Annotated in this window: 24 protein-coding genes; 12 read left to right on the forward strand and 12 right to left on the reverse strand. The window is 65.2% G+C overall.

The annotated features are described in order from the left end of the window. Window positions 1-184 precede the first annotated feature (184 nt). The 3 genes from CEJ42_RS11405 (at window position 185) to CEJ42_RS11415 (ending at window position 3,624) form a co-directional block, all read left to right on the forward strand. Complete coding sequence (locus CEJ42_RS11405; protein ID WP_079216782.1) at window positions 185-1,612, forward strand: circularly permuted type 2 ATP-grasp protein; 1,428 nt, start codon at window positions 185-187, stop codon at window positions 1,610-1,612. Between the two features lie 3 nt (window positions 1,613-1,615). Then, complete coding sequence (locus tag CEJ42_RS11410; protein WP_079216784.1) at window positions 1,616-2,602, forward strand: alpha-E domain-containing protein; 987 nt, start codon at window positions 1,616-1,618, stop codon at window positions 2,600-2,602. A 143-nt stretch (window positions 2,603-2,745) separates the two neighbouring features. Then, entirely contained in the window at window positions 2,746-3,624 is an 879-nt protein-coding gene (locus CEJ42_RS11415; RefSeq protein ID WP_079216786.1) for a proteasome-type protease, read from the forward strand. 148 nt (window positions 3,625-3,772) lie between these two features. On the opposite strand, the gene purM is transcribed toward CEJ42_RS11415, so the two are convergent. Continuing rightward, window positions 3,773-4,816: a phosphoribosylformylglycinamidine cyclo-ligase gene (gene purM, locus CEJ42_RS11420; protein WP_079216787.1), complete on the reverse strand. Its 1,044-nt coding sequence runs from the start codon at window positions 4,814-4,816 to the stop codon at window positions 3,773-3,775. Between the two features lie 103 nt (window positions 4,817-4,919). On the opposite strand from purM, the gene CEJ42_RS11425 reads away from it, so the two are divergent. The 6 genes from CEJ42_RS11425 (at window position 4,920) to CEJ42_RS11450 (ending at window position 10,076) form a co-directional block, all read left to right on the forward strand. Continuing rightward, on the forward strand, window positions 4,920-6,008 hold the full coding sequence (locus CEJ42_RS11425) for an AI-2E family transporter (protein WP_088751127.1): 1,089 nt from the start codon (window positions 4,920-4,922) through the stop codon (window positions 6,006-6,008). After that, the gene (gene hda / locus CEJ42_RS11430) at window positions 6,005-6,709 is read left to right on the forward strand and encodes a DnaA regulatory inactivator Hda (protein WP_088751128.1); all 705 of its coding nucleotides are present in this window, start codon (window positions 6,005-6,007) and stop codon (window positions 6,707-6,709) included. Before CEJ42_RS11425 ends, hda begins: the two co-directional genes overlap by 4 nt. Continuing rightward, on the forward strand, window positions 6,706-7,389 hold the full coding sequence (locus tag CEJ42_RS11435; protein ID WP_079216790.1) for a histidinol-phosphatase: 684 nt from the start codon (window positions 6,706-6,708) through the stop codon (window positions 7,387-7,389). The genes hda and CEJ42_RS11435 overlap by 4 nt, the downstream gene beginning before the upstream one ends. Next, window positions 7,386-8,933 carry a polynucleotide adenylyltransferase PcnB gene (gene pcnB / locus CEJ42_RS11440; RefSeq protein WP_088751129.1) on the forward strand — a complete coding sequence of 516 codons (1,548 nt, stop codon included), beginning with the start codon at window positions 7,386-7,388 and terminating at the stop codon, window positions 8,931-8,933. The genes CEJ42_RS11435 and pcnB overlap by 4 nt, the downstream gene beginning before the upstream one ends. Window positions 8,934-8,940: 7 nt before the next feature. After that, window positions 8,941-9,426 carry a 2-amino-4-hydroxy-6-hydroxymethyldihydropteridine diphosphokinase gene (folK, locus tag CEJ42_RS11445; RefSeq protein ID WP_088751130.1) on the forward strand — a complete coding sequence of 162 codons (486 nt, stop codon included), beginning with the start codon at window positions 8,941-8,943 and terminating at the stop codon, window positions 9,424-9,426. A 146-nt stretch (window positions 9,427-9,572) separates the two neighbouring features. Continuing rightward, window positions 9,573-10,076, forward strand: a complete 504-nt coding sequence (locus tag CEJ42_RS11450) for a GFA family protein (protein WP_088751131.1) — start codon at window positions 9,573-9,575, stop codon at window positions 10,074-10,076. A 13-nt stretch (window positions 10,077-10,089) separates the two neighbouring features. On the opposite strand, the gene CEJ42_RS11455 is transcribed toward CEJ42_RS11450, so the two are convergent. The 10 genes from CEJ42_RS11455 to CEJ42_RS11500 all read right to left on the reverse strand — a co-directional run bounded on the left by CEJ42_RS11455 (window position 10,090) and on the right by CEJ42_RS11500 (window position 21,567). Then, window positions 10,090-11,367: an EAL domain-containing response regulator gene (locus CEJ42_RS11455; RefSeq protein WP_088751132.1), complete on the reverse strand. Its 1,278-nt coding sequence runs from the start codon at window positions 11,365-11,367 to the stop codon at window positions 10,090-10,092. Further along, window positions 11,345-12,568 carry a protein-glutamate methylesterase/protein-glutamine glutaminase gene (locus CEJ42_RS11460; RefSeq protein ID WP_088751133.1) on the reverse strand — a complete coding sequence of 408 codons (1,224 nt, stop codon included), beginning with the start codon at window positions 12,566-12,568 and terminating at the stop codon, window positions 11,345-11,347. Before CEJ42_RS11460 ends, CEJ42_RS11455 begins: the two co-directional genes overlap by 23 nt. 103 nt (window positions 12,569-12,671) lie before the next feature. Next, window positions 12,672-13,502 carry a CheR family methyltransferase gene (locus CEJ42_RS11465; RefSeq protein ID WP_088751134.1) on the reverse strand — a complete coding sequence of 277 codons (831 nt, stop codon included), beginning with the start codon at window positions 13,500-13,502 and terminating at the stop codon, window positions 12,672-12,674. 3 nt (window positions 13,503-13,505) lie between these two features. Then, window positions 13,506-14,099 carry a chemotaxis protein CheW gene (locus tag CEJ42_RS11470; RefSeq protein WP_088751135.1) on the reverse strand — a complete coding sequence of 198 codons (594 nt, stop codon included), beginning with the start codon at window positions 14,097-14,099 and terminating at the stop codon, window positions 13,506-13,508. Between the two features lie 48 nt (window positions 14,100-14,147). Continuing rightward, window positions 14,148-15,728, reverse strand: a complete 1,581-nt coding sequence (locus tag CEJ42_RS11475) for a methyl-accepting chemotaxis protein (RefSeq protein WP_088751136.1) — start codon at window positions 15,726-15,728, stop codon at window positions 14,148-14,150. Window positions 15,729-15,770: 42 nt separating this feature from the next. Further along, window positions 15,771-17,558: a methyl-accepting chemotaxis protein gene (locus CEJ42_RS11480; protein ID WP_079216803.1), complete on the reverse strand. Its 1,788-nt coding sequence runs from the start codon at window positions 17,556-17,558 to the stop codon at window positions 15,771-15,773. A 25-nt stretch (window positions 17,559-17,583) separates the two neighbouring features. Then, window positions 17,584-19,797 (reverse strand): chemotaxis protein CheA, encoded by a 2,214-nt coding sequence (locus CEJ42_RS11485; protein WP_088751137.1) that lies wholly within the window; start codon window positions 19,795-19,797, stop codon window positions 17,584-17,586. Further along, window positions 19,794-20,120, reverse strand: coding sequence for an STAS domain-containing protein (locus CEJ42_RS11490; RefSeq protein ID WP_079216807.1), 327 nt, complete (start codon window positions 20,118-20,120; stop codon window positions 19,794-19,796). The genes CEJ42_RS11485 and CEJ42_RS11490 overlap by 4 nt, the downstream gene beginning before the upstream one ends. 36 nt (window positions 20,121-20,156) lie before the next feature. After that, complete coding sequence (locus CEJ42_RS11495; RefSeq protein WP_079216808.1) at window positions 20,157-20,525, reverse strand: response regulator; 369 nt, start codon at window positions 20,523-20,525, stop codon at window positions 20,157-20,159. A gap of 10 nt (window positions 20,526-20,535) precedes the next feature. Beyond that, window positions 20,536-21,567, reverse strand: a complete 1,032-nt coding sequence (locus CEJ42_RS11500; protein ID WP_338064254.1) for a chemotaxis protein — start codon at window positions 21,565-21,567, stop codon at window positions 20,536-20,538. A 426-nt stretch (window positions 21,568-21,993) separates the two neighbouring features. On the opposite strand from CEJ42_RS11500, the gene CEJ42_RS11505 reads away from it, so the two are divergent. From CEJ42_RS11505 to panB, 3 genes are all read left to right on the forward strand, one after another. Then, complete coding sequence (locus CEJ42_RS11505; RefSeq protein ID WP_079216810.1) at window positions 21,994-22,347, forward strand: DMT family protein; 354 nt, start codon at window positions 21,994-21,996, stop codon at window positions 22,345-22,347. Between the two features lie 82 nt (window positions 22,348-22,429). Further along, a complete protein-coding gene (locus tag CEJ42_RS11510) occupies window positions 22,430-23,071 on the forward strand; it encodes a deoxynucleoside kinase (RefSeq protein ID WP_079216811.1) in 642 nt (213 codons plus the stop codon). 7 nt (window positions 23,072-23,078) lie between these two features. Continuing rightward, window positions 23,079-23,906 (forward strand): 3-methyl-2-oxobutanoate hydroxymethyltransferase, encoded by an 828-nt coding sequence (gene panB, locus CEJ42_RS11515; protein WP_088751139.1) that lies wholly within the window; start codon window positions 23,079-23,081, stop codon window positions 23,904-23,906. A 115-nt stretch (window positions 23,907-24,021) separates the two neighbouring features. Here panB and can read toward each other — a convergent pair whose 3' ends face one another. After that, complete coding sequence (gene can / locus CEJ42_RS11520; RefSeq protein ID WP_088751177.1) at window positions 24,022-24,708, reverse strand: carbonate dehydratase; 687 nt, start codon at window positions 24,706-24,708, stop codon at window positions 24,022-24,024. Window positions 24,709-24,779: the final 71 nt, after the last annotated feature.

Below are 24,779 nucleotides of genomic sequence, written 5' to 3' on the forward strand. Positions count from 1 at the left end.
AAAAAGACTGCAAGATCGGATCAAAATCATGAAAATTTCCACTGTCCAAAACCATATCGCTCTGATAGTCTTATTCCGCGCACCCTAGCAAGCACGCGCATTTGCAGCAGATCTCCACGCCTCATTTGTCGTCAAATTCAACCTAGAAAAGTTCCTGCCCACTACAGGAAAACGAATCAAATTTATGGCACATTTTTTCGATGAGATGTATTCGGGAAGCGCTGCAAGCGACAACCCGCAAGTGCGCCAGCACTACGCCGAATTCGCCAGCTGGCTGGCGTCGCAATCGGCGGAAACCATCGCCCGCAAACGTGCCGAGTCCGACCTGATCTTCCGCCGCGTCGGCATCACCTTCGCGGTCTACGGCAACGATGCGGGCACCGAGCGCCTGATCCCCTTCGACATCATCCCGCGCATCATCCACAAGGCCGAATGGGCCAAGCTGGAAGCCGGCCTGGTGCAGCGCGTCAGAACGCTCAACATGTTCATCCACGACATCTACCACGAGCAGAAGATCGTCAAGGCCGGCATCATCCCGGCCGAGCAGATCTTCAAGAACGCCCAGTACCGCCGCGAAATGCAGGACGTCAACGTGGTCAACGACATCTACGCGCACATCGCCGGCGTGGACATCGTGCGCGCCGGCGAAGGCGAGTTCTACGTCCTGGAAGACAACCTGCGCGTGCCCTCGGGCGTGTCCTACATGCTCGAGAACCGCAAGATGATGATGCGGCTCTTCCCCGACCTCTTCACGCGCCACAAGATCGCGCCGGTGGCCCACTACCCCGACCTGCTGCTGGACAACCTGCGCTCGGTGGCGCCGGCCGGCGTGACCGATCCGGTGGTGGTGGTGATGACGCCGGGCATGTACAACTCGGCCTATTTCGAACACGCCTTCCTGGCCCAGCAGATGGGCGTGGAGCTGGTCGAGGGCCAGGACCTGTTCGTCAAGGACAACGTGGTCTACATGCGCACCACGCGCGGCCCCAAGCGGGTCGACGTGATCTACCGCCGCATCGACGACGACTTCCTCGATCCGCTGGCCTTCCGTCCCGATTCCGCGCTGGGCGTGCCCGGCCTGCTGCAGGCCTATCGCGCCGGCAAGGTGACGCTGACCAACGCCATCGGCACCGGCGTGGCCGACGACAAGTCGATCTATCCGTATGTGCCGGACATGGTGAAGTTCTACCTCTCGGAAGAACCCATCCTCAACAACGTGCCGACCTACCAGTGCCGCAAGAAGGAAGACCTCGACTACACGCTGGCCAACCTGGAGAAACTGGTCGTCAAGGAAGTGCACGGCGCCGGCGGCTACGGCATGCTGGTCGGCCCGGCGTCGACCAAACAGGAGATCGAGGATTTCCGCGCCCGCGTCATCGCCAAGCCCGACGGCTACATCGCCCAGCCCACGCTGGCGCTGTCGGTCTGCCCGACCTATGTCGAAGCCGGCATCGCGCCGCGCCACCTGGACCTGCGCCCGTTCGTGCTGTCTGGAAAAAGCGTGACGATGGTCAAGGGCGGCCTCACGCGCGTGGCGCTCAAGGAAGGCTCGCTGGTGGTGAACTCGTCGCAGGGCGGCGGCACCAAGGACACCTGGATTCTGGAGAAATAAACGATGCTCAGCCGTACCGCCGATCACCTGTTCTGGATGGCCCGCTACACCGAGCGCGCCGAAAACACCGCCCGCATGCTCGACGTGCATGTGCAGACCGCGCTGCTGCCGCAATCGACCGACGACGCCGAACAAGGCTGGCGCGCCCTGCTCGGCATTTCCGAGCTGACCTGGGGTTACCAGCAGAAGTACGACAAGCTCACCGAGAAGGATGTGATCGACTTCATGGTGCGCGATCCCAACAACCCGTCATCGATTGCCTCCTGCCTGCGCCAGGCGCGCGAGAACGCGCGTGCGGTGCGCGGCGCGCTGACCACGGAGGCCTGGGAAATCCAGAACGCCACCTGGATCAAGATGCAGTCCTACCTGCAGACCAATGCGCTGGAGCAGAATCCCAGCGATTTCTTCGAATGGGTCAAGCACCGCTCGCACCTCTCGCGCGGCGTCACCATCGGCACCATGCTGAAGGACGAGGCGTTCCACTTCATCCGCCTGGGCACTTTCCTGGAGCGCGCGGACAACACCGCGCGCATCATCGACGTCAAGTTCCACGGCGCCCAGGAAGCGCAGTCGCAAAAGCAGAACGGTCAGTCGCAATCGCAGTCCAGCCAGGAAGACAGCGGCCAGATCGACTTCTACTACTGGGCCGCGATCCTGCGCTCGGTGTCGGGCTTCGAGATCTACCGCAAGGTCTACCGCGACGTCATCACGCCCGAGCGCGTGGCCGAGCTCTTGATCCTGCGCGCCGACATGCCGCGTTCTCTGCTGGCCTGCATGGGCCACGTGCTGTCGAACCTGAAGAACGTGCACAACGACGTCTCGGCCGACACCGAACGCTTTGCCGGCAAGCTGCATGCCGACCTCAAGTTCGCGCGCATCGAGGAAATCCTGGACGCCGGCCTGCACGATTACCTGACGGTATTCTTGGAGCGCATCTTCGAACTGGGCAATCGCATCAGCAAGGATTTTCTTGTTCCTTTGGCAGCATGAATATTCATTTATTCCGGCCTGGAGCCTAAGAAAATTCTGAATTGCGCCGTTAATGTAGATACACGGCGACAGTCGGCCCCGCCCGCAACTTTTGCCGGCGGGGCTTACTGTAAAATCCGGTTTTTACATTTTCAGATCACATCATGACCTATTGCGTTGCCATGCGCCTGAATAGCGGCCTGGTATTCCTGTCCGATTCGCGAACCAATGCGGGCGTCGATCACATCGGCACTTTCCGCAAAATGAGTGTTTACGAGAATCCAGGTGATCGCGTCATGGTGCTGATGACTGCCGGCAATCTCTCGATCTCGCAATCGATCCGCCAGATGGTGACCGAGCGCACCAACGCCGAAGGCCGCACCATCTGGACCGCCACCTCGATGTACGAAGCCGCCCAGATCCTGGGCGACGCCATTCGCGCGGTACACGACCGCGAAGCCGGCGAGCTGAGCAAGTTCGGCATCGACTTCAACGTCTCCATCATCTTCGGCGGCCAGATCAAGGGCGAGCGCTGCCGCCTGTTCCAGATGTATTCGGCCGGCAACTTCATCGAGTCGCACGACGAGAACACCTATTTCCAGATCGGCGAAGCCAAGTACGGCAAGCCCATCATCGACCGCGTCGTCACTCCGCAGACCACGCTGGACGAGGCCGCCAAGTGCGCGCTGATCTCCATGGACTCGACCCTGAAGTCCAACATCTCGGTCGGCCTGCCGCTGGACCTGCTGGTCTACGACAGCGAAGACCTGGCGGTGACCCGCTTCGTCACCATCGACGAGCAGAACCAGTACTTCCAGATGATCCGCCGCAGCTGGGGTTCGCAACTCAAGCGCGTGTTCGAGGCGATCGACGACCCGGTCTGGGATGCGGCGCCGGAGGCCACGCTCAACGTGCTGTCGTCCCAGTCCGACCATAGCGAGCCGGTGCGCGTGCCGCCGCCGTCGGGTGTGGCGCGCAATATCCAGGCCGTGCCGCGCCAGATCCTGGCCCACCAGGACGGCGACTCGGAACAGGCCAGCTGAACGGCTGCAGTCCGACGCATTCCGGCGCATCATTCCGGCGCACCACCCCAGGTTTCACCGGGGCAATAAAAAATGGCTGCAATCGCTTGCAGCCATTTTTGTTTCCCTTCAACAACGCAACGCCGGCATCCCGGCGTGCACTGTTGTTTTAACGCACGATGGTCTGGGCTTCGCCTTCGGCGCGGGCGCGGATGGCACCGATGCGGTAGACGGTCTCGCCGGCCGCCTTCAGGTGGGCTTCGGCGGCGTCCGCGTTTTCCTTGGAGACGATCACGGTCATGCCGATGCCGCAGTTGAAGACGCGGTGCATCTCGGCGTCAGCCACGCCGCCGTGCTGCTGCAGCCAGGTGAACAGCGGGGGCATGGTCCAGGACTTGGCATCCAGCTCTGCGGTCAGGTTGTCCTGCAGCACGCGCGGGATGTTCTCGACCAGGCCGCCGCCGGTGATGTGCACCATGCCCTTGACTTCCAGCTTCTCCATCAGCGACAGCAGCGGCTTGACGTAGATGCGGGTCGGGGCCATCAGCACGTCGGCCAGCTTGCGGCCGTGGAAATCGGCGTTCAGGTCCGGCTTGGCGACTTCCAGGATCTTGCGCACCAGCGAGTAGCCGTTGGAGTGCGCGCCCGACGAGGCCAGGCCCAGCACCACGTCGCCCGGGGCGATCTTGGTGCCGTCGATGATCTTGGACTTCTCGACCGCGCCGACGGCGAAGCCGGCCAGGTCGTATTCGCCGTCCGGGTACATGGACGGCATTTCGGCGGTCTCGCCGCCGATCAGGGCGCAGCCGGCCTGTTCGCAGCCGGCGGCGATGCCCTTGATGACGTCGGTGGCCGACGGCACGTCCAGCTTGCCGCAGGCGAAGTAATCCAGGAAGAACAGCGGCTCGGCGCCCTGCACCAGGATGTCGTTGACGCTCATGGCGACCAGGTCGATACCGACCGTATCGTGCTTGTTAAGATGGAAAGCCAGCTTCAGCTTGGTGCCTACGCCGTCGGTGCCGGACACCAGCACCGGCTCCTTGTACTTCTTGCTGATTTCGAACAGGGCGCCGAAACCGCCAATGCCGCCCAGCACGCCTTCGCGGGTCGTACGCTTGGCAAACGGCTTGATCGCCTCGACCAGTGCGTCGCCTGCATCGATGTCGACGCCAGCGTCACGGTAGGAAAGGGAGACATTGGATGGTGAAGTCATGATGAAATATTGCCAGTTAAGACGGTAAAATAGGAAATTCGGGGGTAAATCCCCCCGCCAAACCGTGATTTTAACAAAACCGACACCCCGAAGCCCCGATTCCATGCCTTTTTCTTTGTCCGAAGAACAAAAACAAAATCTGGTGTGGCTGATTGTCGGAATTCTGCTGCTGACCCTGCTGGCCGCGCTGGGCCCCATGCTCTCGCCGTTCATCGCCGCCGGCATCCTCGGCTACGCGCTCAATCCGGGCGTGGACTGGATCGCCCGGCGCCGCATCGGACCGGTGCGGGTGCCGCGCTTCGTGGCGGTGACCATCATGGTGCTGCTGCTGATCCTGGCCGCGCTGGCGCTGGTGCTGATCGTGGTGCCGCTGGTGCTGCGCCAGATCCCGCAGCTGCAGGCGCAGATCCCGCCGCTGCTGGACAAGCTCAACGCGGCCGTGTCGCCGCGGCTGCACCAGCTGGGCTTCGATGTGCGCCTGGACCTGGCCGGCATCAAGGCCCTGCTGACCCAGCAGATCAGCACCAGCGGCGACGAGCTGTGGGCCTCGGTGCTGGCGTCGGCGCGCGCGGGCGGCACGGCGCTGCTGGCGTGGGCGGCCAACCTGCTGTTCGTGCCGATGGTGCTGTTCTACCTGCTGCAGGACTGGCACCCGTTCATCAAGCGCGTGCAGACCATGATTCCGCGCCGCTGGGCCGGCCGCATCAACACCATGGCCACCGAGGTCGATGACCTGCTGGGGCAGTACCTGCGCGGTCAATTGCTGGTGATGCTGGTGCTGGCGGTCTATTATTCAGTGGCGCTGACGCTTGCGGGCTTCGACAGCGCCATTCCCGTGGGCGTGCTGACCGGCTTGCTGGTCTTCATTCCCTACGTCGGCTTCGGGCTCGGCCTGGTGCTGGCGATCCTGGCCGCCATCTTGCAGTTCGACGGCGCCGTCGGCCTGCTGTGGGTGGCGCTGATCTACGGCGCCGGCCAGGTGCTGGAAAGCTTTATCCTGACGCCCAAGCTGGTCGGCGAACGCATCGGCCTGCACCCCTTGGTCGTCATTTTTGCCTTGCTGGCCTTTGGCCAGCTGTTCGGCTTCGTCGGCGTACTGCTGGCGCTGCCGGCATCGGCCATCGTCTCGGTGATCGCCATCCATGTGCGGCGCGAGTACCTGGCCAGTGATTTCTATAACCGTCAGTCATGAAACAAATTCCGCTCGATTTAAGCGCGGACCAGCCGCAAAGCTTCGATACTTTTGTCACTGGCCGCAACGCTGAACTGCTGGAGCGCCTCAAGCAGCTCGCCGCCGGCGCTGACACGTCCACGCACACCGCCAGCGCCAGCACCGACCGCTTCATCTACCTCTGGGCCGAAGCCGGCGCCGGCAAGAGCCACCTGCTGCAGACCGTGGCCACCGCCGTCGGCGCGCGCGCGCGCGTGATCACTTCCGCGTCCGCCGGCGATGCCTTCGACTACTCCCCGCAGATTTCGCACTACCTGGTCGACGACGTCGACCAGTTGCACGACGACGCCCAGATCGCCGCCTTCAACCTGTTCAACCAGATCCGCGAACAGGGCGGCTGGCTGGTCTCCAGCGGCAAGCTGCCGCCGACCCGCCTGGAACTGCGCGAGGACCTGCGCACCCGCCTGGGCTGGGGCCTGATCTACCAGGTGCACGACCTTTCCGACGACGAGAAGATCGCCGCCCTGCTGCAGGCGACCCTGACGCGCGGCCTCGAAATCCCGCCCGCGGTGCTGATGTACATGCTGACCCATTACCGGCGCGACATGCCTTCGCTGTCGCGCATGCTCGATGCGCTGGACCGCTACTCGCTGGCGACCAAGCGCGCCATCACGTTGCCTTTGCTGCGCGAACTGTTACAACAGGAATCCGAAGAACAATGAACCTCGCCTTATTCGATCTCGACCACACCCTGCTGCCCCTCGACTCCGACCACGAGTGGGGAGAATTCCTGGCCCGCATCGGCGCGGTGGAAGCCGAAAGCTTCCGCAAGGCCAACGACCAGTGGTTCGCCCATTACCAGGCCGGCACGCTGGATCCGATCAAGTACCTGGAGTTCGCCTTCGAGATCCTGTCGCGCTTCCCGCGCGCCCAGCTCGATGAGATGCATCGCCAGTTCATGCAGGAAGTGGTGCAGCCCGCCATCCTGCCGCAAGCCGTGGCGCTGGTGAAGAAGCACCTCGACGCCGGCGACCTGGTGGCCATCGTCACCGCCACCAACCACTTCGTCACCAAGCCCATCGCCGAGCAGTTCGGCCGCGTGCACCTGATCGCGGCCATGCCCGAGCTGGACGCGCAAGGCAACATCACCGGCAAGCTGGTGGGCACGCCGACCCTGGGTGCCGGCAAGGTCACGCACACCGACGCCTGGCTGGCCGAGCTCGGACATACGCTGGACAAGTTCGAACGCAGCTACTTCTACAGCGATTCGCAAAACGACATCCCGCTGCTGGAGCGCGTGACCCACCCGATCGCCACCAACCCCAACGCCAAGCTGCTGGCCCACGCGCAAGAGCGCGGCTGGCCGGTGCTGAACCTCTTCGAAGACGGCCACGCCCAATGATCAAGAAGCTGATTCGCTCGATCCTGGGCAAGGGCAAGAAGACCGCCGGGGCCGCCGGCGGCTCCACCGAGCCCGATGTGCTGGGCCCCAAGCAGCACGGCATCGATCCGTCGCTGGTTTCTCCCAACGCGGTGCGCGTGACGCAAACCCTGCAGGAAGCCGGCTTCAAGGCCTTCATCGTCGGCGGCGCGGTGCGCGACCTGCTGCTGTCGGTCAAGCCCAAGGACTTTGACGTCGCCACCAACGCCACCCCGGAGCAGGTCAAGGCGCTGTTCCGCCGCGCCTTCATCATCGGCCGCCGTTTCCAGATCGTGCACGTGATGTTCGGCCAGGAGCTCATCGAGGTCACGACCTTCCGCGGCGCCTCGGCCGACAGCTCTCCCAAGGACGAACATGGCCGCGTGCTGCGCGACAACACCTTCGGCGAGCAGCATGAAGACGCCGTGCGGCGCGACTTCACCATCAATGCGATGTACTACGATCCGGCCTCGCAGACGGTGCTGGATTACCACGGTGGCATCGCCGACATCCGCGCCAAGACGCTGCGCATCATCGGCGAGCCGGAAGCGCGCTACCGCGAAGACCCGGTGCGCATGCTGCGCGTGGTGCGCTTCGCCGCCAAGCTGAAATTCACCATCGATCCGGCCAGCAGCAAACCCATCCGCGTGATGGCGCCGCTGATCGACAACGTGCCGGCCGCGCGCGTGTTCGACGAAATGCTCAAGCTGCTCATGAGCGGCCATGCGCTGGCCTGCCTGCAGCAGTTGCGCAAGGAAGGCCTGCATCACGGCCTGCTGCCGCTGCTGGACGTGGTGCTGGAGCAGCCGCTGGGCGAGAAGTTCGTCACGCTGGCGCTGGCCAATACCGACGCCCGCGTCAAGCAGGGCAAACCGGTGTCGCCGGGCTTCCTGTTCGCCTCGCTGCTGTGGCACCAGGTGCTGGAGAAATGGCGCGCCTACCAGGCCGCCGGCGAGTTCCCGATCCCGGCGCTGCACCTGGCCGCCGACGACGTGCTCGACGCCCAGACCGAGAAGCTCGCCCTGCAGCGCAAGATCGCCTCCGACATGCGCGACATCTGGGCCATGCAGCCGCGCTTCGAGCGCCGCGTGGGCAAAGCGCCGTACAAGCTGCTGGAACACCTGCGCCTGCGCGCCGGCTACGACTTCCTGCTGCTGCGCTGCGAATCGGGCGAACTGGACGCCGAACTGGGCGCATGGTGGGAAGCCTTCATCGCCGGCAACGGCGCCGAGCGCGAGGAGCTGATCGCGCGCAAGCCGGCCGACGCCTCTTCCGGCCCCGCGCCCAAAAAACGCAAGCGCCGCGGCGGACGCAACCGCTCCAAGAGCGGCGCGCCGGGCGAGCAGTCCTTCGACGACCAGGCTCCGGCTGAACCGGCGACCGCCGCCGAGACCGCCACGCCTGAACCACAGGACGGTCCCGCAGCCGGCGACGGCGAAGCGCCCAAACGCCGTCGTCGCCGCCGTAGCGGCAGCGGCGGAGGCTCCTCCGGCAACGACCAGGCGCCCGCCGCCGGCGGCGAATAATCCGCGCATGCAAGCGCAGCAGACCATCGCCTACATCGGCATAGGCGGCAACCTCGGTGACGCCCGCGCCACGGTCGAGCAGGCCATTGTCCGGCTGGCGTCCCTCCCCGGTTCGCAACTGCTGCGCGTCTCGTCCCTGTACCGCACGGCGCCGGTGGACTCCAGCGGCGACGACTACGTCAACGCCGTGGCCCAGCTCGCCACCACGCTGGCGCCGACGGACCTGCTGCATGCATTGCAGCAGGTCGAACTGGACCACGGCCGCGAACGCCCCTACCGCAACGCGCCGCGCACGCTCGACCTCGACGTGCTGCTCTACGGCGAGGCCCGCATCGATAGCGCCGAGCTGCAGGTACCGCATCCGCGCATGTCGCAGCGCGCCTTCGTGCTGGCGCCGCTGCTGGAAATCGATCCGGCCGTCTCGATCCCCGGCGCCGGTCCCGCAGCCCCCTATCTGGCCGGCATCACCGACCAGCCCATCAGCAGGCTCTGAGGGCGCGGACAAGCGCTGTCCCGCCCCCGTCCATCTCCCTTGCGAACTTCATCGCCGGCGCCGGCTCTGAGCCAGACGCGCGATGCGCCGGTTCGCGAGCTCATTGCCTGGCCGCATCGCCGCCCCCACCTGCCAAGGAGACACGCATGAAACTGGAAGGATCCTGCCACTGCGGCGCCGTCAGCTTCAGCCTCGAGAGCGACTCGCCCTATCCCTACCAGCGCTGCTACTGTTCGATCTGCCGCAAGACCCAGGGCGGCGGCGGTTACGCCATCAATCTCGGCGGCGACTACAGGACGCTCAAGGTGCGCGGCCGCAAGGCCATCAGCATCTATCACGCGCGCATGAAGGAACCCGGCGCGCAGCGTGCCCACCGCAGCACCGCGCAGCGTCATTTCTGCAGCAAGTGCGGCAGTGCGCTATGGCTGTACAGCCCGGAGTGGCCGGATCTCGTGCATCCGTTCGCCTCGGCCATCGATACACCCCTGCCGGCGCCGCCGGAGCACACGCACCTGCTGCTGGACTCGAAAGCGCCGTGGGTGGAAGTGGAAGGAAAGAAGAAGGACAAGAAATTCCAGCATTTCCCGAAGGAATCGCTGCTGGAATGGCATCAGCGGCTGGGGTTCGCCCCGCGCACGCTGGAAGAGTGAAGCAGAAAGGCGCTCAGAGCGCGCCGTTCTGCGCGCTGTCCGAAGGCTCGCCTTCGCGCGGCAGCGGCCGCAGTTCGGCCAGCCGGCGATGGTGTCCCTTGAGCCACAGCGGAAGCTCGTTGGCCGGCATCGGCTTGGCGATCAGGTAGCCCTGGCCGATGTTGCAGCCGAAGTCCTGCAGCAGGCGCCAGTCTTCCATGGTCTCGATGCCTTCGGCCACGGTCACCAGCTCCAGCCTTTGCGCCATGTCCAGCGCGGACTGCAGGATCACGCGCAGGTTCTTGCGCTCGTGCGCGCCATGCACGAAGGAGCGGTCGATCTTGAGCTCGGTGAACGGGATGCGCGCAAGCTGCTGCATCGATGAAAAACCGGTGCCGTAGTCGTCAATGGACAAGCCGAAACCCTTGAGCCGCAGGCGCGCCAGCGTGCCCAGCGAATTGCCCTTGTTGGCCACCACCGAACTCTCGGTGATCTCCAGCACCACGCGGTCGGCCGGCAGCGCGTGGCGATCCACCAGCGCCATGATGCGATGCATGAAGTCGGACTGCTCCAGCGACAGCGGCGACAGGTTCACCGCCACCTTGATGGCCAGCCCGCGGCTGTGCCACACCGCCGCCTGCGCCATGGCCTGGTCCATCATGCTGATGGTGAGGTCGTGGATCAGGCCGCACTGCTCGGCCATCGGAATGAAGCGATCCGGCGGGATCATGCCGCGCTCCGGATGCAGCCAGCGCGCCAGCGCCTCGACGCCCTTGAGGATGCCGGTCTGCACGTCGACCTTGGGCTGGTAGTAGGGCACCACCTGGCCGCCGGCGATCGCGGCGGCCAGGTCGGATTCGCACATCGACGGCTGCGGATCGAAATTCTGGCGCGCGTCGTTGCGCGTGGGAGTGAAGCTGCGCAATGCGGACTTGAGTTTTTCCTGGCTGAGCGGCTTTTGCAGCGCGCCCAGCACGCGCATGCCCAGCGCCTGGATCATGGTCTCCACAGACAGCAGCAGCGAAGCTTCGCGACTGGAAGCGACGATCAGCGGCATGTTTACGCCCTTCTGCTGCAGATGCTGGATCAGCTCGATGCCGTCCATCCCAGGCATCTCGAGATCGATCACGGCCAGGCCCGGCGGCAGCTTCAGCAAGGCCAGCAGATCCAACGCCTCATTGCCGTTGCCGGCCTCGTAGATCATGTCCACGCCCAGTTCGTGCAGCAGGCCCACCGTGTGCTGCCGTTGCAGCGCACTGTCGTCGACCACCAGCGCTGACTCGATCAGCTCATTCAGGTTCTCGGAAGCCATATTGTTCAATCACAGCAGAGATGTTTTCAAGGGAGATGACGTCACCGACGCCACCCAGCTGTATTGCTTCTTTCGGCATGCCGAAGACGACGCTGCTGCGCTCATCCTGGGCATAGGTGGCGGCGCCACGATCAGCCATTTCCCTGAGGCCGCGGGCGCCATCGTCGCCCATGCCGGTCATGATGATGCCGACCGCATTGCTGCCGGCGGCTTTCGCCACCGAGCGGAACAGCACATCCACCGAGGGCTTGTGCCGGCTCACGAGAGGACCGTTGATGACCTCAACATAGTACTGCACGCCATCCCGCTTGACCACAAGGTGCATCCCGCCGGGCGCGATGAGCACGCGGCCCGGCACGATCATGTCGAGGTGCTCGGCCTCCTTGACGTCGACCATGGAAATCTTGTGCAGGCGATCGGCGAAACTGCGCGTGAACCGTTCCGGCATGTGCTGCACCACCACCACCCCCGGGCAGTGCGTGCTCAGTCCGCCCAGCACCATCTCCAGCGCCTGCGGCCCGCCGGTCGATGCGCCGATGGCGACGATCCTGGCCGTAGCCGGATGGAAAGCATCGGCCGCTCCCGGCGCCTCCAGCACCGCATCGGCGCTGTATCTCTGCAACCCGGCGACCCAGCCTTCATGATGCCTCATTTCCCTCGGCGGCGCTTTCGGCATGCGTGCTTCAGCCGGCAGCGGTGCCGCTGGCGCAACACTTGCCGCCGAGACTGCGGCCGGTGTCGCTTCCGGCGCAGGCGCAGTGGTCTGAGAGACATGCGCCGCATGGCCGGCGATACTGCGTGCAGGATGGGCCTGGGCGGCGGCGCGGATCGCATTGGCCAGGTCGTCGAAGGTGTCGTGCAGGAAATCGCGCACGCCCAGCGCCGGCTTGGAGATCACGCTGACCGCGCCGGCCGCCAGCGCCTCCATCGTCACGCCGGTGCTGCTGTCAGCGCGGGTCGAACAGATGATGACGGGCGTGGGGCGCACCGCCATGATCTGCTTCAGGAAGGTGATGCCGTCCATGCGCGGCATCTCGATATCGAGCACGATCACGTCCGGCCATTCCTGGCGCATCTTGCGCATGGCGAAGATGGGGTCGGACGCGGTCGCCGCCACCTGGATGTCGCTGGTCGCGCCCAACAGCTCCTGCATCAGCTGGCGCACTACCGAGGAGTCGTCGACCACCATCACGCGAATCATGGCTGCCCCCCTGGCCGGCAATGCGCGACCGCGCGCGATGCGGCGCAACATGCGGCACGAGTCGTGGCGCAACGTGCGGCGTGATCCGGGACGGTGCGGCGTCTCATTCCGGCTTCCTGTAGATCGAGGGCGAATGCATTTCCAGCGCCAGGTTCATCCCGTGCAGCGACTCCGAATGACCCACCACCAGATAGCCTCCGGGCCGCAGGCGGCTGAGCACGTCGCTGACCACCTGCACCTTGGTCGGGAAATCGAAATAGATGATGACGTTGCGCAGGAAGATCAGGTCGAAGCTGCCGTCGTCGAAAGCGCCCAGGTCGGTCAGGTTGCGCTGCGCGAACTCGACCTTGCGCCGCAATGTCCCTTCCACCAGGAAATGCCCCTCGTACTCGGCGGTGCCGCGCAGGCAATAGCGCTTCAGGTACTGGCGCGGAATATTCTGTCCGCGCGCCATCGGGTACAGCGCCCGGCGCGCGAAGCTGAGCACGCGCGTGCTGATGTCGGAGGCGAACACCGACCAGGAACCGTCGGGCCGGTAGTGGTCCAGCAGCATCGACAAGGTATAGGCCTCCTCCCCGGTCGAACTGGCCGCGCTCCACACGCGCAGCGTCTTCACCGACGACCAGGCGGGCAACAGCTCGTTGCCCAGGAAATCGAAATGGCTCTGTTCGCGGAAGAAATAAGTCTCGTTGGTCGTGATCAGGTCGATCGCCCGCTGGCGCTCGGTGCCGCCGTCGTCGGCGGCGATCAGCGCGTGGTACTGACTGAGCTGGCGCAGCCCCAGTTCGTGCATGCGGCTGCCCAGGCGGCTTTGCAGCAGCGCCTTCTTGGACACCGGCAAGTGCAGCCCGATATGCTGCTTGAACAGCTGCTGGAACAACAGCATCTCGCGGTCGCTGACATCCGGTTCAACCAGTGCGGGGCCGCTGTTCATCGTTCAATCCTCCCGGCCCTCTGCATGCGCGCGCAGCGCGCGCTCTTCACGGTCCTCGCCGGCCAGCACGCCGTCCGAACTGATGCCCAGCAGGCTGGCCAGTTCATCCACCGACAGCACCCTGGGCACATCGAGCACCACCACGAAACGCTCGTTGATATTGATCATGCCTTCGATGAAATCGGCGCGGATGCCGGCGCCGAACGACGGCCGAGGTTCGATCCGGTCGGTCTCCAGGCTCAGCACCGCGCTGACCGCGTCGACCATCACGCCAAGCAGCAATTGCTGGTCGTCCTGCTGCAGCTCCATGATGATGATGCAGGTGCGCTTGGCGATGACGGTGGGCGCGCGACCGAAGCGCACCGACAGGTCGATCACCGGCACCACCGAGCCGCGCAGGTTGATCACGCCGCGCAAAAAACTGGGCATCAGCGGCACCTCGGTGAGCCCGCCGAACTCGATGATCTCGCGGATGCTGCCGATAGGCATCGCGAAACTTTCGGTGCCAACCAGGAAGGTCAGGAACTGGCGGCTCTCCACCGCCTCTTCCTGCTGCCGTTTCCTGAAGGTCTCGCCGTTCAACGACACGCTAGGCATCGCCTTCTCCTCTTGCAAATTCGATTTCAGTTGATCGTGCCGGCGCGTTCATCGCACCTCCAGGACCGAAGCCCTGGCCGCTTCCACGCGCACGGCCTGTACGCCGCCGTCGGCGCGCTCGCCTTGTCCGGCATAGCGTTCGCCCAGCGAAAAATAACGCATCAGCTCGCGCAGGTTCAGCGCCTGCGCACTAAGCTCCTCGGAGGTCGCCGACAATTCCTCGGAGGCCGCGGCATTGAGTTGCGCCGCCTGCGCGATCTGCCCTACCGCCACGTTGATCTGCACCAGTCCCGAACTCTGCTCGCGCGCCGAAAACGAAATGTCGTCGACCAGGTCGGCGGTGCGCTGGATCGAGGGCAGCATGCTGTCGAGCAGGCCGCCGGCGCGCTCGGCCAGCTCCATGCTGCGCTGGGCGACGTCAACGATCTCCTGCGCCGCCGCCTGCGAGCGTTCGGCCAGCTTGCGCACCTCGCCGGCGACCACGCCGAAGCCGCGCCCGTGCTCGCCGGCGCGCGCCGCCTCGATCGATGCGTTCAAGGCCAGCAGGTTGGTCTGGTAGGCGATGTCGTCGATCACGCCGATATGGCTGGCGATGGCCCGCATGGCGCCGATGGTCTCGCGCACCACCTGCGCGCTCTCGCCCGCCGCGCGCGCCGAATCGCCGGCGATCTCGTTGGTCTTGTGGGCGTTGTCGGTGTTGTGCCCCACCGTGGCGGTGATCTGCTCGACCACGCTGCCGGTCTCTTCCGCATTGGCCGCCTGGCGCGACGAATTGTCGCTCAGCTGCTGCGCGGCGGCCGACAGTTGCGCGGAGGCGCTGACCAGCATGGCGATGGCGACGCTGACGTCATGCAAGACGCCGTTGAGGCGATCCATCATCTGCTGGGCGCTGTCCATCATGCTGCCGCGTCCCAGCCGGGACACCTTGAAACGCACCGACAGATCTCCTTCGGCCGCACGCCGTAGCGCGCGCATCGCCTCGCGCGGGTCGCCGCCGATCTGGCGCGCGAACAGATAGCGCGTATAGCCGCCCAGCAGCAGCGCGATGCACATGGCGACCAGGGTCACGCCGATCATGCTCTGCATGTTGCTGCGTTCCAGCGCGTCGGCGCGCACCTTGTTGTCGGTGGCCTGGCGCACGTTCTCGTCGGTCAGCGCCTGCAACTGATTGCGCACCCGCTCGGACTGCAGATACAGGCCGGCGACGGCCTCCGGCCCCAGGCCGCCTTCGCGCTGCAGCCTGGCATTCTCATTGGCCACCCTGATGTAGTCGGCCAGCATCTGTTCGCACTGGCGCTGCAGCTCATCCTCCAGCGGCGACAGAATGGTGGTCGCCTTGTAGGCGGCGAAGGCCTTGTTCATCTGGCCGATGCTGCCGTCCAGCAAACCGTTTATCCGCACGCGCTCGGCCGGCTCGTCGGCGCGCTGCAGCAAGGCCATGTCGAGGTAGACGTCCTGCGCATGCTTGCGGGTGTCGTTGAGGCTGACGATGGTCTTGAGGTTGGAAACATAGACCTCCTGCAACAAGCCGTTGACCTTGTAGAGGTTGTAGGCGCCCATGGCGCCGACCCCCAGCGTGATCAATGCCCCCAGCACGAAGGACGCCGCAAGCTTGTTGGCAAGTTTCATGATGACCTCGTTGTGTTGCAGCGGTCGCTGCCGGCGGCGCGCTCAGAACCGCTTGAACGACGACTCGTCGATGGGCGGCTGCCCGTCGGCGCCGTCGAGCATCGACAGGCGGCGCACGCGCGGCTCGCCGCCGATGTTCGGCTTCTGGTTCACCACCGTCTCCCCGCGCGAGGGCGTCTTCCTGGCGTCGCCGACGCGGAAGAAGCGCATCAGCTCCTGCAGGTGGATCGCCTGCGCGCTCATCTCTTCCGAGGTCGACGACAGTTCCTCCGACGCCGACGCCGTCATCTGCGTGGTCTGCGCCATCTGGTGCACGGCATTGTTGATCTGCTCCAGGCCCGCCGACTGCTCGTTGGAAGCGGCGGCGATCTCCTGCACCAGGTCGGCGGTCTTGCGGATCGACGGCACCATCTGGTTGAGCAGGCCGCCCGCCTTTTCGGCCAGGCCCACGCTCTGCTCGGCCACCGCGATGATTTCCTGCGCGGCCGTCTGCGAGCGCTCGGCCAGCTTGCGCACTTCGGCCGCCACCACCGCGAAGCCCTTGCCGTGTTCGCCGGCGCGCGCCGCTTCGATCGCGGCGTTCAGGGCCAGCAGGTTGGTCTGGTAGGCGATGTCGTCGATGATGCCGATCTTGCTGGCGATCTGCTTCATCGCCAGCACCGTCTCGCGCACGGCGTTGCCGCCTTCGCTGGCGGCATTGGCCGACTGGCTCGCGATGCCGTCGGTGGTGCGCGCGTTCTCGGCGTTCTGCGCGATGGTGGCGGTGATCTGCTCGACCGAGGCGCTGGTCTCCTCGACGTTGGAGGCCTGCTGCGCGGCGTTGTGCGACAGCGCCTGCGACGACGACGAGATCTGCTCGGATGCCGACGCCAGTGAGCTGGCGGTGCCGCCGACGTCGCCGATCACATCGGTCCACTTGTTGACCATCTGCTGGGTGCTGTAGAGCACGCTGACCTTGTCCTTCTTGTGCAGCGGCACGGCCACGGTGAGGTCGCCCTCGGCCACACGACGCAGCACCGTCATGGCGTCGCGCGGCTCGCCGCCGATCTGCGAGCGGATGGTGTAATAGGCGAACCACAGGCAGCCGAACAGCAGCATCACGGAGGCGGCCAGCAGCCAGAAGATCTTCTGCTCCAGCTCGACGTAATCGCGCTGGGCCCGGGTCACCTTGCCCTCGGTGCGCTCGTCGACCAGGCGCAGGAAATCGTTGATCGGGCTCATCACCTTGCCGAACAGCGCGCGATAGGTCTGGTCGAACACCAGCTCCTGCGCCATCGCCTGGTTGGGCGCGCCCACCACGGTGAACTTGCCCTCGCCGTCGTCGAACTCGCCCTTGACGGCGTGGAAGGCGGTGACGTCGATCTTGGAGAGCTGGTCGGACACGTTGACCGCCTCCTGCATCTTGGCCAGTTCCTGCTCGGTGAAGCCGGACTGCTTCATCAGCTCGATCAGCGACACCGGCTTGACGCCCGGGTCGGCCTGCAGCTTGCGGGCGCTGACCAGGTCCCAGTTGAAGCGGTCATAGTTCTTGGGACGCGCGCGCTTGCCGTTGCGGATGTCCACGATCATGTAATAGCGATCCTCGTCGTTAGGGTCGCCGGTGGTCACATAGGCCCGCGCGAACTTGGTCATGTCCTCGGTGGTGCGCCGCAGTTCGTTGGCCAGCGTGGAAGAGTAGTAACGCGATTCATGCGCGCGTTCGAGCGCCAGGTTGGCGTCCTTGAGCGCGCCGGTCAGGCTGATCACCACCGCCACCAGAATCGACAGTACCAGCGCCAGCCAGATGAAGAGCTGCTTGATGCTCATCCGGTGCGTCATCGTGTTATGCATGATTGCTTCCCTCTCTGCGGCCTGCTCATTGCTCGGACGCCACGCCGCGTTCGGCCTGCGTCGTCGGATGGTATTGTTCCTGCTGCTGCGTGTATTGCACCAGATGCGGGATATCAAGGATCAGCGCCACCCGGCCATCGCCCAGGATGGTCGAACCGGACAGTCCCTTGACCTTGCCGAACAGCTGCCCCAGCGGCTTGATCACCGCCTGGCATTCGCCCAGCAGGCCGTCCACCAGCAAACCCGCGCGCTGCTGGCCGTACTGCACGATCACCAGGCTCTTGCGGCCGCGTTCGCGCAGCGGCAGGTCGAACAGTTCGCGCAGGTGGACGAAGGGCAAGGGCTCCTCGCGCACCGACACGATGTTGTGCTCCGGACGCTGCGCCGGCATGTCGATGCACTCGACCACCATGTCCAGCGGGATCACGAAGACGGCATTGCCGACCACCACCTGGAAGCCCGAGATGATCGCCAGCGTCAGCGGCAGGCGCACGCGCACCACGGTCCCGCGTCCGCGTTCGGTATCGATGGCGACCTCGCCGTGCAGCGCGTCGATGTTGCGTTTGACCACGTCCATGCCCACGCCGCGGCCGGACAGCTCGGTCACCTGCCGCGCGGTGGAAAATCCCGGCTCGAACACGAAGCGGTAGATCTCGGCGTCGGAAAGATCGGCGTCCGGCGTGGTCAGCCCGCGGCTGATGGCGGTGGCGAGGATGCGGTCGCGGTCCATGCCGCGGCCGTCGTCCATCACTTCGATCACCACGCTGCCGGACTCGTGCGTCGCATTGAGCCGCAGCGTGGCCTTGGGCTCCTTGCCGGCGGCGATGCGCTCGGCGGCCGGCTCGATGCCGTGGTCGATGGCGTTGCGCACGATGTGCATCAGGGGATCGGCGATACGCTCGATCATGGATTTGTCGAGCTCGGTTTCCGAACCGGTCATGACCAGCTCGATGTCCTTCTCCATGTCGCGCGCGAAGTCGCGCACGATACGCGGGAAGCGCTGGAACACTTCGCTGATCTGCACCATGCGCAGCGTCAGCGCGGCGTCGCGGATCTGTTCCATCAGGGCGTCGATGGCCTGGGTGGCTTCCTCGAACTGGGTGTCCTTGCGGCGGCGCGCGATCAGGCGCGCGCTGGCGCCGGCGATCACCAGCTCGCCCACCAGGTCGATCAGCTGGTCGAGCCTGGAGACTTCGATCTTGATGAATTTTTGTTCTTGCGCGCGACGGTCGTCCAATGGGCGCGGACGCGGGCCGATCTGCGCCAGCGCGGCCACCACCGTCGACGGCCGGGCCGCGCCCGCCGGCGCTGCGCGCGATGCGGCCAGCGCCGCGGCGGCATCCATGCCCAGGCCTTGCCACTCCGGCTCGGACAGCGCGCCGTGCTGCTGCCACATGGCGGCCAGGCGCTGCGCTTCGGCCGTGCCCAGTCGCCCCAGCACGCCGGCATAGGCCGACAGCGGGCTGCGCGGCGGCAGGATGTCGATGCGACTGTCTTCGCGCACGAACTCGAACACGCTCTCCAGCGTCTGCAGCGTGGAGTCCGATACCAGGCAGATCTCGAAACCGAGATAGCAGCTTTCCGCGTCCATCTGCTCGGCCTCGGGCATCTGCTCCAGCACCGGCATGATGGCCACGATACGTCCCAGCGTGCGCAGGTAATGCAGGAAGGAAACCGGATCCAGGCCATCGCGCAGGACGTTGTCGCTGAACTGCAGCGACAGGTGCCAATAGGGATTGGACGAGGGCGCGCCGTCGTTGGCCGGCAGGACCGGCGGCGCCGGCTGTTCGGCCGTTCCCGCGGCGGCAGCGGCGGTGACTTGGGCCGGCGGCGGCGCGGCGGCGCCGGCGCTGCGCGCCATGACGTCAAGCTCTGCCTCCAGCGCCTGGCGGCGCGCCAGGTCGGGCTCGTGCTCTTCCTCGCGCCGCTCGATGGCGTCGACCAGCTCGCCGATGTAGTCGCCGCATTGCAGCAGCAGCGACATCATGTGGTCGTTGAGCGGCAGCTCCTCGTTGCGCACCTTGTCCAGCACATGCTCGACCAGGTGGGTGAACTGCACGATGCTGTCGAAGGCGAACAGACCGGCCGAGCCCTTGATGGTGTGGGCGGCGCGGAAGATGGCGTTGACCGCATCCTTGCCGGGACCTTCCATCTCGATCTGCAGCAGCGCGGCTTCCATCGCTACCAGCAGCTCGCGGGCTTCCTGCACCACGGCGTCGCGCGCGGAATCCTTCTTCATGCCGCCCCCTCCAGCGCCGCGCCTTCGGCGCCGAACCAGTCATGCAGCTGCAGCAGGTCGAATACCGCCAGCACGGCGGGGCTGTAGGCCACCACTTCGATGCGGCGTCCGCTGCGCTCGGCTTCGCGCCTGAGCAGGAGCAGCAGTTGCACGCCGGCGGTGTCGATTTCATCCACGCCGGACAGGTCCAGCGACACCGACTGTTCCGCCAGCGACAAGGCATGCAACAGCTCGGGCTTGCGTTCGGACGCCTGGAATATGGTCAGGCCGCCGCTGAAGGTCAGCAGCAGGTTGCCATTGTGGGAGGCGTGCTTGAGCGACATCTGAATTTCTCTATCCTGTTTCCTGTGCCGGGCCCGTCAGGGTTGCACCAGCTTGGCTACCGCATCCAGCAGCACCGGCGGCTGGAACGGCTTGTTGACCCAGGCGCGGATGCCCGCCGCCTTGCCTTCCTGCTTGCGCGCCTCGCCGCTTTCGGTGGTGAGCATGATCACCGGCGTGAACTTGTAGGCCGGCATCTGCTTCATCTCGCGCACGAAGGACAGGCCATCGAGGTTGGGCATGTTGAGGTCGGAGATGACCAGGTTGAACTTGCGCCCGTCCAGCTTCTTCAGCGCCTCCTTGCCATCGGCCGCTTCCACCACGTTGTAGCCCGCGCCCTTGAGTGCGAGGGTGATGGTCTGTCGCAGGCTGAATGAATCGTCGACGATCAAAATGCTCTTTTCCATGAAGGCTCCGTCAAAAGAAGTCCACTTGCGACTGCAGCGAATTCTGCGCCTGCTGGCCTGCGTGCACCTGGCGCTGTTCCTGGGTGGTGTAGGTCTTTTCCAGCTCGGCCAGCCACTGCTCCGGCGACGGCAGCCCGGGGCCGCCCGCGGCTTCGTGCAGGCGCACGATGTCGCGCTGGACGTGGTCGAGGATCTGGCTGATGCGGTCCTGGAATTGCAGGTTCACGAGGATGTCGCAGACCTCGCGGTCGACCTCGCGGTTCTCGCCCTCGAGCTGTTCCACGGTGGCGGAAAGCTTCAGGGCCGACTCGCGGAAATCGGCCACCACCTGGTCGATCACCTCGCGGGAATTCTCGATGATGCCGCCGGCCACGGCCGACGCCTCGCCGGCGCCGCCGACTGCGGCCATGATCTGCTGGCGCACGCCCTTGGCGCGCGCGGCGATCTGCCGGCTGTTCTCGGCCGAGCGCTCGGCCAGCTCCTGCCAGCTCAGTTCGTCGCTGAGCAGGTCGGTGACGCCGGTGCGGCCGGCCAGTTGTTCGTTTTCGTGGGCCAGCCGGCGGATGTCGTCGTTGGCGCCGGCGACCGTGTCCAGCTTGGCCAGCAACGCCTGGCGCGAGGCCAGCACGCTTTCCAGCGCCGAGGCGATGCCGCCCAGTTGCTCGGCGGCGTTCTGGATCACCTTCAGCACGTCGGCGTTCTTGCCGCTCTGCGACAGGTCGAGCGCGCCGCCCAGGCGTTCGTGGATGCCGACGAAGCGGGCGGTGAGATTGTCGATGGCCGACTTGGTCTGGGCGCGCGCCAGCTGCACATGACCTTGCCAGAGCGGCAACACGCGCTGCAGCAGGCCGGAAAGTTGCGATGGAGCATCAGCGACGGGCTCGGGTTGGGCCGGCGGCGCGGCCAGCAAAGGCACGGCCGCCGCCTGGCCGGCCTCGGGCGCAGGCAGGCATGTCAGGTAAAAGGCCCCTCCGATCAGCAGGCCGACCAGGCCTCCGAGCCACCAATGCTGCGCCAGCATCATGAACAAGAGCAGGTTCACGACGCACAGCACCGGCAAGATATTGCGAAGCGATTTCACAGCCACTACCCCAAAAATGTTGTTGTTTTCCACAGCCGTTCCGGATTCCCCGGTATCCAACAAACGTTTATCGGCAAAACGAAACTGTTTTTTTAGCAATATTTTGAATATTTAATAAATTTTTCGTTTTCCTCTTGCCCCCTGCGAACTCCCCATGCCCTCGCGAGGCGCCCATGGCACTAATTGGCCGCGCTTCGGGTCTATCATGCTTCGCATGCGCCGCATGAGTGCCGCTGCGCAGACGAGAATGGGGCGACTTTATTGTGCAGGCTGCTCCGGAACGGCCTTCTGATGAATAAAGGCCGAATTCCGGCTGAGTTGTCATCCACGCCCGGTCGGGCCGCCCTTGAAATTGACAAAACATCAACTACAAGAGATTTCAGCCACATGTTCAACGCCATCCCCGTCTGGCTGCAGACCGCAGGCCTGCTCGCCCTCTCCAACATGTTCATGACCTTCGCCTGGTACGGCCACCTGCGCAGCCTGGCCGCCAAGCCCTGGTGGATCGCGGCCCTGATCAGCTGGGCCATCGCCCTGTTCGAATACCTGCTGCAGGTGCCGGCCAACCGCATCGGCTATACCCAGTTCAGCCTGGCGCAGCTGAAGATCATGCAGGAGGCGATCACGCTGACCGTGTTCGTGCCCTTCGCCATGATCTACATGAACCAGCCGTTCAAGCTCGATTACCTGTGGGCCGGCCTGTGCCTGGTGGGCGCGGTGTATTTCATCTTCCGCACCTGAGCCCCTTCCGCGCGAGCGCCGCCGCCGGACAGTCCTGGCGGCGAAATCATCTACAATGCCGCACCCGATGCAGGGAAGACACATGGAACTGGAAAGCTACCGCTACATTGCGATCGAGGGACCGATAGGCGTCGGCAAGACATCGCTTGCCGCGCGCCTGGCGACGCTGTTCGCGGCGCAGGCGATCTTCGAGCAGCCCGAGGCCAACCCTTTCCTCGAAGACTTCTATCGCGACGCCGGAAGGCACGCCTTCCAGACCCAGGCGTTCTTCCTCCTGCAACGCATTGCGCAGCTGCAGGCGCCGCTGGATCCGGCGGCCGCGACGCAGCGCTTCGTCGCCGACTTCATGCTGGAGAAGAACATCCTCTTCTCCGAGCTGACCCTGGCCGGCGCCGAACTGCAGCTCTATCACGCGCTGCATGCGCAATTGCGTCCGCAGGTGCGCTTGCCTGACCTGGTGATCCACCTGCAGGCGCCGCCGGAGACGCTGCTCGAACGCATCGCGCGGCGCGGCATCGGGATGGAGGAAACGATTTCCTCCGACTACCTGCGACGGCTGTCCGACGGCTACAGCAGTTTTTTCTATCACTACGAAGAGGCGCCGGTCTTGACCGTCAATACCGAGCACCTGGATCCGGCCCACAACGACGCCGACCTCCAGGTGCTGCTGCAGCACATCGAAGCGATGCGCGGCAAGCGCGCCTTTCTCAATCAGGGAGGTTGATTTTCCAATGGCAGGCTATCTTCAGGAACCCGGCGCGGCGCGCGCCAAGCCGGTGACGACCCACACGCTGCAGGCGATGCGCGGCAAAGGCGACAAGATCACCATGCTGACCTGCTACGACGCCAGCTTTGCCACGCTGATGGAACGCGCCGGCGTGGAAACGGTTCTGATCGGCGACTCGCTGGGCATGGTATGCCAGGGCCACAACTCGACGCTGCCGGTCACCATCGCCGACATCGCCTACCACACCGCCAGCGTGGCGCGCGGCGCCAGCACCATGCTGGTGATCGCCGACCTGCCCTTCGGCACCTATCCGACGCGCGAGGAAGCGTTCAGGAACGCCGCGCTGCTGATGCAGGCCGGCGCCCAGATGGTCAAGCTCGAAGGCGGCGTGTGGCTGGCCGACACGATCCGCTTCCTGACCGAACGCGGCATCCCGGTGTGCGCCCATATCGGGCTGACGCCGCAGTCGGTGCACCAGCTGGGCGGCTTCAAGGTCCAGGGCAAGACCAGCGACGGCGCCACGCAACTGCACGCCGATGCGCTGGCCGTGCAGCAGGCGGGCGCATCGCTGGTGGTGATCGAGGCCGTGCCCGCGGCGCTGGGCAAGGAAGTCACCGACCGCATCGCGATCCCCACCATCGGCATCGGCGCCGGTCCCGACTGCTCGGGCCAGGTGCTGGTGATGCACGACATGCTGGGCGTGTTCCCCGGTCACAAGAGCCGTTTCGTGCGCAACTTCATGGAAGGCGCCGACGGCATCGAGGCCGCGGTGAAGGCTTATGTCGCCGCGGTGAAGGACGGCAGCTTCCCGGCGCAGGAGCATTGCTTCTGAGGCGCGCACTGTCGCGCCGCCGTGTGGCGCGTCCATGAAAAAAGCCCGGTCTCGACCGGGCTTTTTTTACGTGCGCCGCCAGTTCGGCGATGCGCGTGGTGCACGTGGTGCGCGCTCAGCTGCGCACGTCGCGCACGTCGTCATAGCGCGCCACCGCCTCGGCCAGGAAGCTCTTGCAATCCTCGGCGTTGCCGATGGCCTTGGTGAGGTTGCGCAGCAGGCCGTCGTGCACGCCGTAGACCAGTCCATAGAAGGACAGCTCCTGGCCGCGCTCCCAGGCGTCGCTGACGATGGTGGTGCGGCAGATGTTGGCCAGCTGCTCCAGCACGTTGAGCTCGCACAGGCGGTCGTGCTGCTCGGTGTGCGTCATGTCGTCATGGAAGCAATGGGCGTGCTTCTCGTGCACGTCCTGCACGTGCTGCAACCAGTTGTCGGCCAGGCCGACGCGGCGCCTGGTAAGCGCGGCGGACACGCCCGCGCAGCCGTAGTGGCCGCAGATGATGACGTGCTTGACCTTCAGCACGTCGACGGCGAACTGCAGCACCGACAGGCAGTTCAGGTCGGTGTGCACCACCACGTTGGCGATGTTGCGATGGACGAACAGCTCGCCCGGCAGCAGGCCCAGCAGGTCGTTGGCCGGCACACGGTTGTCGGAGCAGCCGATCCACATGTATTCGGGCGAGCGCTGCGCGCCCAGCTTGGTGAAGAAGTCCGGATCACGCGCGGTGATCTCGGAGGCCCAGCGGCGGTTACCCTTGAGCAGCTGTTCCTGGATCATGTCTTGTGGGCTTGGAGTTGTCATGGTCGGCAAGAGATGAATGATCAGGCGCAGGCCTTTGCGCGCGACAAGCGCGCGCCAAACCATACGCATGA

It is taken from the genome of Herbaspirillum robiniae (genome assembly GCF_002213415.1).
Lineage (GTDB): Bacteria > Pseudomonadota > Gammaproteobacteria > Burkholderiales > Burkholderiaceae_D > Herbaspirillum > Herbaspirillum robiniae.

Excerpts from the sequence above, each read along its gene's own strand:
- CEJ42_RS11450 (WP_088751131.1), top strand. The coding sequence starts at position 9,573 with ATGAAACTGGAAGGATCCTGCCACTGCGGCGCCGTCAGCTTCAGCCTC.
- CEJ42_RS11480 (WP_079216803.1), bottom strand. The coding sequence starts at position 17,558 with ATGCATAACACGATGACGCACCGGATGAGCATCAAGCAGCTCTTCATC.
- CEJ42_RS11405 (WP_079216782.1), top strand. The coding sequence starts at position 185 with ATGGCACATTTTTTCGATGAGATGTATTCGGGAAGCGCTGCAAGCGAC.
- can (WP_088751177.1), bottom strand. The coding sequence starts at position 24,708 with ATGACAACTCCAAGCCCACAAGACATGATCCAGGAACAGCTGCTCAAG.
- CEJ42_RS11495 (WP_079216808.1), bottom strand. The coding sequence starts at position 20,525 with ATGGAAAAGAGCATTTTGATCGTCGACGATTCATTCAGCCTGCGACAG.
- CEJ42_RS11510 (WP_079216811.1), top strand. The coding sequence starts at position 22,430 with ATGGAACTGGAAAGCTACCGCTACATTGCGATCGAGGGACCGATAGGC.
- pcnB (WP_088751129.1), top strand. The coding sequence starts at position 7,386 with ATGATCAAGAAGCTGATTCGCTCGATCCTGGGCAAGGGCAAGAAGACC.
- CEJ42_RS11415 (WP_079216786.1), top strand. The coding sequence starts at position 2,746 with ATGACCTATTGCGTTGCCATGCGCCTGAATAGCGGCCTGGTATTCCTG.
- CEJ42_RS11435 (WP_079216790.1), top strand. The coding sequence starts at position 6,706 with ATGAACCTCGCCTTATTCGATCTCGACCACACCCTGCTGCCCCTCGAC.
- panB (WP_088751139.1), top strand. The coding sequence starts at position 23,079 with ATGGCAGGCTATCTTCAGGAACCCGGCGCGGCGCGCGCCAAGCCGGTG.
- CEJ42_RS11460 (WP_088751133.1), bottom strand. The coding sequence starts at position 12,568 with ATGATTCGCGTGATGGTGGTCGACGACTCCTCGGTAGTGCGCCAGCTG.
- CEJ42_RS11465 (WP_088751134.1), bottom strand. The coding sequence starts at position 13,502 with ATGAACAGCGGCCCCGCACTGGTTGAACCGGATGTCAGCGACCGCGAG.
- CEJ42_RS11410 (WP_079216784.1), top strand. The coding sequence starts at position 1,616 with ATGCTCAGCCGTACCGCCGATCACCTGTTCTGGATGGCCCGCTACACC.
- CEJ42_RS11475 (WP_088751136.1), bottom strand. The coding sequence starts at position 15,728 with ATGAAACTTGCCAACAAGCTTGCGGCGTCCTTCGTGCTGGGGGCATTG.
- hda (WP_088751128.1), top strand. The coding sequence starts at position 6,005 with ATGAAACAAATTCCGCTCGATTTAAGCGCGGACCAGCCGCAAAGCTTC.
- purM (WP_079216787.1), bottom strand. The coding sequence starts at position 4,816 with ATGACTTCACCATCCAATGTCTCCCTTTCCTACCGTGACGCTGGCGTC.
- CEJ42_RS11505 (WP_079216810.1), top strand. The coding sequence starts at position 21,994 with ATGTTCAACGCCATCCCCGTCTGGCTGCAGACCGCAGGCCTGCTCGCC.
- CEJ42_RS11425 (WP_088751127.1), top strand. The coding sequence starts at position 4,920 with ATGCCTTTTTCTTTGTCCGAAGAACAAAAACAAAATCTGGTGTGGCTG.
- folK (WP_088751130.1), top strand. The coding sequence starts at position 8,941 with ATGCAAGCGCAGCAGACCATCGCCTACATCGGCATAGGCGGCAACCTC.
- CEJ42_RS11455 (WP_088751132.1), bottom strand. The coding sequence starts at position 11,367 with ATGGCTTCCGAGAACCTGAATGAGCTGATCGAGTCAGCGCTGGTGGTC.
- CEJ42_RS11490 (WP_079216807.1), bottom strand. The coding sequence starts at position 20,120 with ATGTCGCTCAAGCACGCCTCCCACAATGGCAACCTGCTGCTGACCTTC.
- CEJ42_RS11470 (WP_088751135.1), bottom strand. The coding sequence starts at position 14,099 with ATGCCTAGCGTGTCGTTGAACGGCGAGACCTTCAGGAAACGGCAGCAG.
- CEJ42_RS11485 (WP_088751137.1), bottom strand. The coding sequence starts at position 19,797 with ATGAAGAAGGATTCCGCGCGCGACGCCGTGGTGCAGGAAGCCCGCGAG.